The organism is Hymenobacter sediminis, from assembly GCF_003231285.1.
Lineage (GTDB): Bacteria > Bacteroidota > Bacteroidia > Cytophagales > Hymenobacteraceae > Hymenobacter > Hymenobacter sediminis.
This window is the reverse complement of the sequence record NZ_QKNS01000017.1, coordinates 1-5,344: the sequence shown is the minus strand read 5'-3', so window position 1 is coordinate 5,344 and position 5,344 is coordinate 1. Positions and strand designations below refer to the sequence as shown.

The following is a 5,344-nucleotide window of genomic DNA, read 5'->3' as shown; positions in this document are numbered from 1 at the left end:
AGCGTAGGGTGAGCGTGAAAGAGAAATACGGATGGCTAGCTGCACTGTTGCCGTAACCAGTCGCGCGCATCCGCCATGTTATCAAACAGTTGGGCCTCAAAGGCGGTGAGCTGCGCGTAGAACGTCGCGTTTGAGCTATCCGCCAGGGTTTCCGGGGTGGTAATCATGGCGAAGTGACGCAACCCGGCCCGGGCCGCACTAGGCGCCCATTCATTCAGCACCCACTCCATCGAGTGGTCCCAGGGCCCCCGCACGGAACGAGTATCGTTGAGCACACACGAAAAACCCGCTTTTGCCAGGGCGTCAACGTAGGCCTTTGCCCCAACTTTGATGTTCTCAGCCGTCAAATACCCTTGCCAGTCGGTGAAAATCCAGCGGTTTTCCGTGTCTGTCTCAATTGTAAGATAGACTTTACCCAAGGCTGATTTGTATTCTTTTACCATGCCACAAAGGAAGCATTAATCTCCTTTACTGTCCAGTTCGTTGTCCCAGTCTTCTAATAGCATTTTGAACTGGTCAGCAGATAGTCTATTAGTCTGAAAATGAGCAATTAGTGTTTGAAGCCTTTGTGGGACTGGTTGTCCTAGTTGCTGAGAGATGTTCTCGGCTAGTTGGCCTGCCATTCTCATGCGAAAGGCATCACGTGAGCTTATTTCGGTCTTTTTCATTGTCGCTTATTCAGAGCGGTCTAATTCGCGTAGCGTGTCGAAAGGAGTAAAACCAAATTCAAGCTGCTGCTTCCCTTTTTCCACTAACTTCTTCTTAATGTAGCTCTTAGCGAAGGTAAGTCGATTGCCATTAAACATGACAATGGGGTTGATGAAATACAGGCTGGATTCGGTGCTACGAGCAATAATATCAGCTTCTAACAACTCGCCTAAACCACTGATTACGTTTGCTTTGGACTTATATCCTGTAAACTCCATGCATTGAGATAGCATAAAGTGAATGGTGCCTTTGCCCGGTTCTAGTTGATGACAAACATATTCGAAGACCTTTTTGCCTCTTGCGCTTAGGCCACTGCGCATAGCTAAACCATCATGGTAAATCTTGGTGAATTGCCCTTGGTCTACTTCAATCTCCCGAATGAAAGTAGCACTAGCATGTTGCTCTCCTAGGCTATCTACGACCATTAAGCTGGCGTCCCCTCCACTGCCCTTTCTAGGGCGTATGGTCTGACGCTTTACACTAACCTTCATCTCTGCTATGGTCTGTTCCAAGAACGGATTTTGCTTATTCGAAGGGTAGTCTGTGAGTTTCTTATACCAATCAGGAGAAGCCATAAAAGCATGAATTTTGAGCGTTAAGTAAAACGTAAAGTTTTACCTGATGAGGGCAAAAGTAAAACTTTTGGTTGTATCTTCTTAAAACTTATAGTTTTATTTTAACTGCCTAGAAGTAAAACTATAAGTTTTACTTCTAGGCTTTTTTTAATGTCTCTAACAAATGGCTTTATAAAAAAAGTACAATTATTTTTTTACTGAGAGTTTTAACTTCTAAAACAGGTGTTTTAGAAGTTAAAACTCCAACCTTCATAACTTGCTGATTATCAGAACACTTCAAAAAACCGCTCTTAACTCTTACGAAGTAGGCAACAGGAATGCAATTCCTGTTGCCACTTCGTAACCACCGTCGCGCCGTTCGCAGACTAACTTCTTTTCAAATGCTCATTCCACCATCTCGGCTTTGCTCTCTACTTCGGACTAGGTCTCGCTGCTGGGTGCGTTGCACGGCCTGCTCATACGCTTGCTTCAGTGGTACTCCCCCTGGCTTCAGTTCGCCCAGCGCAAACCGGCTTCCGGTCTCGAGGTGGCGGAGCTGGCTGCGTTTGGTGTCCGGGTCCTGCTGGTAGTCGTAGCCCGGCAGACGACGCAACTGCTCGGTTAGGTCACTCACCTTCCGCATGGGCGCTTTCAAGAGCTGCGCTACCTGGTCTTCCAGCTTGGCTTGTTCCTCGGCCCGCACCTGGCTACCTAAAGCCAGTACCTCTGCTGGTGGGGTTTCTCCCTGGGCCGCCCACACGGCCGCCCGCGTGGCCGCATCCTGGAAGAAGTCCCGCTCCCCCAACGCGGTCGCTTTCGTGCCCTCTACGCTCGCCAATTGCCGGCGCAGGGTCTGCGCTCGGTCGCGGGCCGTGCTGCTGTCCTGCGCAATCTTAGCCGCCTTCTCGGCCCGTTCGTTGGCCGCAGCGAGTTGCCGGGTCAGTTCCGCGTTCAGCTTCGCCTCCTGCTCAGCTTTCCACCGGCTCAGATTCACCAGGTCAAGCGGCCCCGGCCCCTCAATGCTCAGGCGCTGGGCGGGCATCGGGGTGCTTAGCTCCCCTACTTCGCCCCGGCTGCGCTCCTGGGCCCCGTACACGTGGCGCATCGTCTCATGCTTGGCTCGGCTATGCTCCACTCCCCGCTCCAGTCCGAACGGCTTCATGGCCTGGGCGTACTCGGTTTGTAGAGCGCGCAAGGTCTTCGGGTTAAACAAATCCTTTGCCGAGAGCCGCCCGTCTGCCGTGATAGGCACCACGATAGCTTGAAAGTGCGGCGTTAGCTCGTCCTGGTGCAAGCTCATCGCAACCACATTCTCCTTGCCAAACTTAGCTTGGAGAAATGCAACATTGGCCTCCGCCCACTTGCTTCCCCGCATGTCCACCGATTGCCCCTGAGCATCCTTCTTGAATACCTCCGGGCTGGCCGTTAGAATTACTTCCATCGCTCGCACTGAATCCGGTCGCACCTTGGCTCCGGCCTCCTGAATGCGCTCGGTAGCCAGCTCCCAATAGTTACGCTGGGCGGGGTTGAAATACTCGTGGTTAAGGTCTTTGCGTTCAGCGTCTGCGTTGGGCGTTTCGCGCAGACGGTAGTTGTGCGCCGTGCGGGCGGCGCCTTGCTGAGCGGTCTTAATTTTCTCTACGCGTAGGATGGCATAGGGCATGGGGCAGTGGGGAACAAAAGAGAAAGAAAGAACTCAAACCGCGTAGAGCAGGCTGCAGGCCCCACACCGGACGTAGTCCGGTATAGTGGGTTATACCGGTGTTTATCCTGCACCGTTCGCTTACGCTTATTACTTACGCTAAGAGGCATATTAAAAGGAATTGCTTACGCTTATTACTTACGCTGAACGAGGCACACTAACGCTTACACTAACGCTAATACAGACCTGTTCGCGCTCGGTAGGCTTCATAGTTGGTCTCGCGCTCCTTCCGGTCGTGCCGTAGGATGCGCTCGATAACACTGTTCTGCGCTACCCCAGCCCATCCTTGCACGAGCTTGCGTAACTCCACCAGCGCTTGTTCAGCGGGTAGGTCCTGCACGGCCACCAAGGTCTGCTGCGCGGTCCGCTCAATCGTGGCCAGCTTGTTCGCCAAGTACACCTCGTCGCCCGTGTTCGGATTCACGTAGAGGCGGCCCCGCTTGACGAGCTGGTGCTGCACCACCCGGCATGAAGTCGAACAGAATTTACCCCCTCGACGCTTTGGCTCGTACGCCTTTCCGCATTTTTGACACTGCATCACCATAGGTCAAAAGTACAATTCTTACCCGTAATAAGTATTATGCTCCATTGCATTTAATTGCGATTATATATACCTTTATACAGCGGTAATCGGGTAGGAAGGAAGAGAAGAATAAACCTGTTGCGAGGAAAGAGCTGTACTGTAAACCGGTTTTCCGTAGGCTATTGCTATGTCGTACAACCCCAAATTTGGTCCTAACGCCCAAACCCCTGCAGAACGGGCCAACGTGCTCCGACAAATAAAAGCTACTAACCCAGACCTGGTCAAAAAGGCCACTCCCTATGTGCATCGCCTCTATGGGCAGTATGTAGCGGGCGAACTCAGCTGGGAAGAGGTCTGTGCCCTACGCGATGCCCCCCAAATACTACCCGACGTGTATAACCAGCCCCAGTAGGATTCCCCGTTCCGGGGATAGGTTTTCGGGCATGACCACGCCACACTGTCTGGTCATATAGGCCCTACAAGGCCCATTTTAGTATATATTTCATTTTTGTTATATGCTAAAATAAGCTGCTTCGCTTACGTCCTCGCTTCGTCGTCATCCACCCACTGCACCAGTTCGTCAGGCGCTAAGTGCAGGCCCATGTATGCGGGCATGGAATACCCTCGCTTTTCTAAGACGTAGCGTTTAAAAACGGGCAAACGCAGGCAGGCCTGCAGCCCGAGCGTATGCATTTGCAGCCGAGTAGGCGCGGCTAACGCATCAAACCACGTAGCCAGCTCCAGGGCTGTTGGCGGAAGGGGCTCTAGCTGGCGGTAGTAAGCTAGGGCCGTGGTAGCTATTTTCTGCGTGAGTAGTTGCTGGGGATGAGGAGCAGTCATAGGGGGTCTATACGACCAGACAGTGTGGCGTGGTCATGCCCGAAAACCTATCCCCGGAACGGGGAATAACTAGCAGACGGGGATATATTAGCTCGCATTTACTGTGCGAACTATGCTGATTAATTTCTTAGAAGACACCGATGGCAGTCGGTGCACGCTCACGTTTGAGGAAGCCGACCAGTGGATACGGGCGACCTGGACTGGGCACGTGGATGCGATTGAAGCTATGCGCGGGGCCGATAACTACTTGATGAAAGCAGGGCCGTTTCACTGTCCTTTCTTGCTCAACGACAACGTCGGCTTGCACGGCTCGTGGTTTGATTCCGTGGAATGGTTAAAGCGGGCTTGGCTTCCTTATGCCCTGCAGTTGGGGTTGCGCTACGTGGCCCATGTGGTGCAGGCTGATAGAGGGCATGATATTTTAAGCCTGACCTTTCCCGAGCCGGTCGTCGGCGAAATAGAGCTGCAGATATTTCACCACGTGCAGGAAGCGGAGGAATGGCTGCGCAGCTGTCAGCAGAGTATTGGCTGGCCTGTGCGCTTGGGAGTGAACAGCAAAACGCCTCCTCGCTAGGTACCGGCCTATGCGTCGAGGAGGCGTTCAGACGTGTGTCTGTGGGCTGCTTTATTCCTGGCCGGTTGCTCCTCAGCAGAGCCGGTTGCGCTTCAAACAGCCCCCAAAGCTAGTCCCTTTTCCCCTTTTGTTCCCTATTGCCCTGCTCAATGGCGGCTGCTCGGGCTTGCATAACCGCCTGTACCTCATCACGCATGATTTCGCCGGCGGCGTATCGTTCGTAAAGGGCTAACACCTGGGGATGGGGCTCAAGGCCACGGGCGCGTACATTGGCAATGGCTTGTGCGACAATGGCCCGGCGCTGGGCCTGGTCGTCTTCCTCCGTATCCATAAGCGTAGGGTGAGCGTGAAAGAGAAATACGGATGGCTAGCTGCACTGTTGCCGTAACCAGTCGCGCGCATCCGCCATGTTATCAAACAGTTGGGCCTCAAAGGCGGTGAGC

At 53.1% G+C, this 5,344-nt stretch carries 9 protein-coding genes; 2 read left to right on the top strand and 7 right to left on the bottom strand.

What is annotated here, in order from left to right; genetic code table 11:
• Nucleotides 1-35: 35 nt before the first annotated feature.
• The 5 genes from DNI29_RS23720 to DNI29_RS23705 form a co-directional block, all read right to left on the bottom strand.
• On the bottom strand, nucleotides 36-443 hold the full coding sequence (locus DNI29_RS23720) for an STAS/SEC14 domain-containing protein (protein ID WP_110980635.1): 408 nt from the start codon (nucleotides 441-443) through the stop codon (nucleotides 36-38).
• Nucleotides 444-458: 15 nt separating this feature from the next.
• On the bottom strand, nucleotides 459-668 hold the full coding sequence (locus DNI29_RS24360; protein WP_123823422.1) for a hypothetical protein: 210 nt from the start codon (nucleotides 666-668) through the stop codon (nucleotides 459-461).
• A gap of 6 nt (nucleotides 669-674) precedes the next feature.
• Nucleotides 675-1,283 (bottom strand): hypothetical protein, encoded by a 609-nt coding sequence (locus DNI29_RS23715; RefSeq protein ID WP_110980634.1) that lies wholly within the window; start codon nucleotides 1,281-1,283, stop codon nucleotides 675-677.
• A gap of 376 nt (nucleotides 1,284-1,659) precedes the next feature.
• A complete protein-coding gene (gene mobV / locus DNI29_RS23710) occupies nucleotides 1,660-2,925 on the bottom strand; it encodes a MobV family relaxase (protein ID WP_162303746.1) in 1,266 nt (421 codons plus the stop codon).
• A 214-nt stretch (nucleotides 2,926-3,139) separates the two neighbouring features.
• Entirely contained in the window at nucleotides 3,140-3,424 is a 285-nt protein-coding gene (locus DNI29_RS23705; protein ID WP_123823421.1) for a hypothetical protein, read from the bottom strand.
• Nucleotides 3,425-3,674: 250 nt separating this feature from the next.
• Between DNI29_RS23705 and DNI29_RS23700 the strand changes: the two genes are divergently transcribed.
• Nucleotides 3,675-3,899 (top strand): hypothetical protein, encoded by a 225-nt coding sequence (locus DNI29_RS23700; protein ID WP_110980632.1) that lies wholly within the window; start codon nucleotides 3,675-3,677, stop codon nucleotides 3,897-3,899.
• A gap of 125 nt (nucleotides 3,900-4,024) precedes the next feature.
• Here the strand turns inward: DNI29_RS23700 and DNI29_RS23695 are convergent, their stop codons facing one another.
• Nucleotides 4,025-4,327: a hypothetical protein gene (locus DNI29_RS23695; protein WP_110980631.1), complete on the bottom strand. Its 303-nt coding sequence runs from the start codon at nucleotides 4,325-4,327 to the stop codon at nucleotides 4,025-4,027.
• Between the two features lie 112 nt (nucleotides 4,328-4,439).
• Here DNI29_RS23695 and DNI29_RS23690 point away from each other — a divergent pair, with 112 nt between their 5' ends.
• Entirely contained in the window at nucleotides 4,440-4,901 is a 462-nt protein-coding gene (locus DNI29_RS23690) for a hypothetical protein (protein ID WP_110980630.1), read from the top strand.
• Between the two features lie 109 nt (nucleotides 4,902-5,010).
• On the opposite strand, the gene DNI29_RS23685 is transcribed toward DNI29_RS23690, so the two are convergent.
• Nucleotides 5,011-5,232 (bottom strand): antitoxin VbhA family protein, encoded by a 222-nt coding sequence (locus DNI29_RS23685; RefSeq protein ID WP_110980629.1) that lies wholly within the window; start codon nucleotides 5,230-5,232, stop codon nucleotides 5,011-5,013.
• Nucleotides 5,233-5,344 lie beyond the last annotated feature (112 nt).

Bases quoted from the DNA above. Each gene is read 5' to 3' on its own strand.
- DNI29_RS23720 (WP_110980635.1), bottom strand. From the start codon at position 443: ATGGTAAAAGAATACAAATCAGCCTTGGGTAAAGTCTATCTTACAATT.
- DNI29_RS24360 (WP_123823422.1), bottom strand. From the start codon at position 668: ATGAAAAAGACCGAAATAAGCTCACGTGATGCCTTTCGCATGAGAATG.
- DNI29_RS23715 (WP_110980634.1), bottom strand. From the start codon at position 1,283: ATGGCTTCTCCTGATTGGTATAAGAAACTCACAGACTACCCTTCGAAT.
- mobV (WP_162303746.1), bottom strand. From the start codon at position 2,925: ATGCCCTATGCCATCCTACGCGTAGAGAAAATTAAGACCGCTCAGCAA.
- DNI29_RS23700 (WP_110980632.1), top strand. From the start codon at position 3,675: ATGTCGTACAACCCCAAATTTGGTCCTAACGCCCAAACCCCTGCAGAA.
- DNI29_RS23695 (WP_110980631.1), bottom strand. From the start codon at position 4,327: ATGACTGCTCCTCATCCCCAGCAACTACTCACGCAGAAAATAGCTACC.
- DNI29_RS23690 (WP_110980630.1), top strand. From the start codon at position 4,440: ATGCTGATTAATTTCTTAGAAGACACCGATGGCAGTCGGTGCACGCTC.
- DNI29_RS23685 (WP_110980629.1), bottom strand. From the start codon at position 5,232: ATGGATACGGAGGAAGACGACCAGGCCCAGCGCCGGGCCATTGTCGCA.